At 45.7% G+C, this 3,194-nt stretch carries 3 protein-coding genes; all 3 read left to right on the forward strand.

Annotated features, from left to right (window positions below; translation table 11 throughout):
* Positions 1-639 precede the first annotated feature (639 nt).
* Genes dnaJ through rsgA form a run of 3 tightly spaced genes read left to right on the forward strand, consistent with a single transcriptional unit; the run spans position 640 to position 3,121 of the window.
* Positions 640-1,767 carry a molecular chaperone DnaJ gene (dnaJ, locus tag GNF10_RS36055; protein WP_185580582.1) on the forward strand — a complete coding sequence of 376 codons (1,128 nt, stop codon included), beginning with the start codon at positions 640-642 and terminating at the stop codon, positions 1,765-1,767.
* On the forward strand, positions 1,767-2,024 hold the full coding sequence (locus GNF10_RS36060; RefSeq protein WP_185580583.1) for a sulfurtransferase TusA family protein: 258 nt from the start codon (positions 1,767-1,769) through the stop codon (positions 2,022-2,024). Before dnaJ ends, GNF10_RS36060 begins: the two co-directional genes overlap by 1 nt.
* Positions 2,021-3,121 (forward strand): small ribosomal subunit biogenesis GTPase RsgA, encoded by a 1,101-nt coding sequence (gene rsgA / locus GNF10_RS36065; protein ID WP_185580581.1) that lies wholly within the window; start codon positions 2,021-2,023, stop codon positions 3,119-3,121. Before GNF10_RS36060 ends, rsgA begins: the two co-directional genes overlap by 4 nt.
* Positions 3,122-3,194: the final 73 nt, after the last annotated feature.

Consider the following 3,194-nt stretch of genomic DNA (forward strand, 5'->3'; position numbering starts at 1 on the left):
GGTAATGTTATTCTCCCCAATACCCAATACCCAATACCCAATACCCAATACCCAATTCCCAATTCCCAATTCCCAATATCCTAAGTTGCAGATTTTTATTAAGGCATTTTAATATATCTAAATATTGATTGTAGATTTAGCGAAGTCTCACAAGACCCCAGGGGTTTGCTAGATTGTAGAAGCAAATTACTGCTAGGCAGTATGCCGATTCTGATGCAATCTAAAACATAAGGGTGGTTTTCCACACCGAATGGTGCGGCTAGCCCCTCTAGTTAATGGGCGGGGTTTTCCTCTCCTACGTAGCACAATTGTAAAAGAGACAACCGACTCGGCAGTGATGAAGTCTGAGCAGAGGCTTCCCCTGATCATAACTTCTATAGCTTTTGTCGTCTCCCACGAGGAAAGCACCTGTTGCTCAAGATTTGTCGGTGATTTTTGTAAAAGGTAAAGGGTAAAATCAGTTATTAACAAAAATTAATTTTACCTTTTGCCTAACCTCCGGCAAGTCGCCCTTTAAAGGATAGTGTGTTGCTCTTACATATTCTGTAAAGCAAAACGCCTTACCGTAAAGTAGCAAGTGACCGTGAGTGACGTTCTGCTGACTTCTGCTTTCTTCCTTCTAACTTTTACCTTTGCTATATGGCCCGCGACTATTATGAAATCCTGGGTGTCTCTCGTGACACCGACAAAGAAGAACTCAAGCAAGCTTATCGCCGTTTAGCCCGGAAGTATCACCCAGATGTGAACAAAGAGCCGGGGGCGGAGGATCGCTTTAAAGAAATTAACCGCGCTTATGAGGTACTCTCGGAACCAGAAACCCGCGCTCGTTACGATCGCTTTGGCCCAGAGGGTGTGTCAGGCGCTGGCGCTGGCTTCCAAGATGTCGGCGATATGGGTGGTTTTGCCGATATTTTTGAAAGCATTTTTAGTGGCTTTGCTGGCGGTATGGGTAGTCCCACGCAACAAAGACGGCGTAGTGGGCCTGCGAGGGGCGATGATCTGCGGCTAGACCTGAAGTTAGACTTTCGGGAAGCGGTATTTGGTGGCGAAAAAGAAATTCGTATTTCACATTTAGAAAATTGTGAAGTCTGTAGCGGTTCTGGTGCTAAACCTGGAACCCGGCCCCGGACTTGTTCTACTTGTAGCGGATCGGGTCAAGTCCGCCGTGTCACGAGAACACCCTTTGGCAGTTTCACCCAAGTCTCGACTTGTCCCACCTGTAATGGGACAGGCATGGTAATCGAAGACAAGTGTGATGCCTGTGATGGGAAGGGCGCAAATCAAGTCACCAAGAAACTCAAAATTACCATTCCAGCTGGGGTGGATAATGGTACTCGCTTGCGGATTTCTAGTGAAGGAGATGCGGGTCAACGTGGTGGCCCTCCTGGGGATTTGTACGTTTACTTGTTCGTAAATGAGGACGAAGAATTCCAACGGGATGGAATTAATATTCTTTCGGAAATCAAAGTTAGCTACCTACAAGCGATTTTAGGTTGTCGGTTAGAGGTAGATACGGTAGATGGCCCTGTAGAATTGATTATTCCAGCCGGAACTCAGCCAAATACGGTGATGAAGTTGGAAAATCGTGGCGTACCTCGCTTGGGTAATCCCGTCAGTCGTGGAGATCACATGCTGAACGTATTAATTGATATTCCCAACAAAGTCACCCCAGAGGAGAGGGAACTGTTAGAGAAGCTGGCTAAAATTAAAGGGGATCGCACTGGTAAAGGTGGTCTAGAAGGTTTTTTGGGAAATTTATTTAAGTGATCAAGCCCTCTTCTCTTTTAACTCCCGATGCTCAACTTGATTTACGTGGCACTCCTTGCCCGATTAATTTTGTGCGGACAAAATTACGTTTGGAAAAAATGCCATTGGGAGGTTTACTAGAAGTCTGGCTAGACCCTGGTGAGCCGATTGAGCAGGTTCCTGATAGTCTGACAATGGCAGGTTATCAGGTTGAAGAAATTACAGACTGCGCTGGTTATTTTTCTCTGTTAGTGCGCCGTCCAGTTGCTAGCCAATGACAGATTTTGCCGCAACTGGACAGTTATTGGGTACGGTGGTGGCTGTACAGGCTAATTTTTACCGAGTACAGCTGGATCAAAAACAGGGGGAGATTAGGGAGATGGGCGATCGCGATTCTCATCTTCCTTATCCCCCTCTCCTCCTCTGTACTCGCCGCACACGCCTGAAAAAAATCGGACAACAGGTGATGGTGGGCGATCGCGTTGTGGTTGAAGAACCAGATTGGGCTGGAGGACGTGGGGCGATCGCTGAGGTGTTACCCCGTCACAGCGAATTAGATCGTCCTGCGATCGCCAATGTCAATCAAATTCTATTGGTATTTGCTGTAGCCGATCCACCTTTGGAACCTTATCAACTAAGTCGTTTTCTGATTAAGGCTGAGTCTACTGGCTTGGATGTACTTTTATGTTTGAATAAAAGTGATTTAATTTCACCACAGGAACAGCAGCAAGTTAGCGATCGCTTGCTCGGTTGGGGCTATCAACCAATATTTATCAGCGTCAAAGATAGTATAAATACTGACCAAGCAGGTAGATACTTAAGCGATAAAATTACGGTAATTGCTGGGCCTTCCGGCGTTGGCAAATCCAGCTTGATTAATACACTAATTGACACGGCGAAGTTGCGAGTAGGAGAAGTTTCTGGCAAACTAGCTCGTGGTCGTCATACCACTCGCCATACAGAATTATTTGAGTTACCTAGCGGTGGAATGCTTGCAGACACTCCCGGTTTTAATCAGCCGGACATGAATTGTATCCCAGAAGAATTAATCCGTTATTTCCCAGAAGCAAGAAAACGGTTAGCAGTTGCTAGCTGTCGGTTTAGTGATTGTCTGCACCGAGACGAGCCTGAATGTGTGGTGCGGGGAGATTGGGAACGATATGAACATTATTTAGAATTTTTGGATGCTGCGATCGCACATCAAACTCAGCTGCACCAACAAGCCGATCCTGAATCCACCATGAAGTTAAAAAGCAAAAGCAAAGGCAAAGGGCAGAGTCAGTACGAACCCAAGCTAGAAAGTAAAAAATATCGCCGAATTTCCCGCAAGACTCAGTTACAAGATTTGCAGGAATTATATCGGGATGAGGAATAATACCAAGTTGCCAAAGATAGTATTGTTACATTCTGTTATATTGAACAGAGCCAAGAAAATCCGACTTCTCCCT

The sequence above is a fragment of the Nostoc sp. UCD121 genome, assembly GCF_014222285.1.
Classification (GTDB): Bacteria; Cyanobacteriota; Cyanobacteriia; order Cyanobacteriales; family Nostocaceae; genus Nostoc.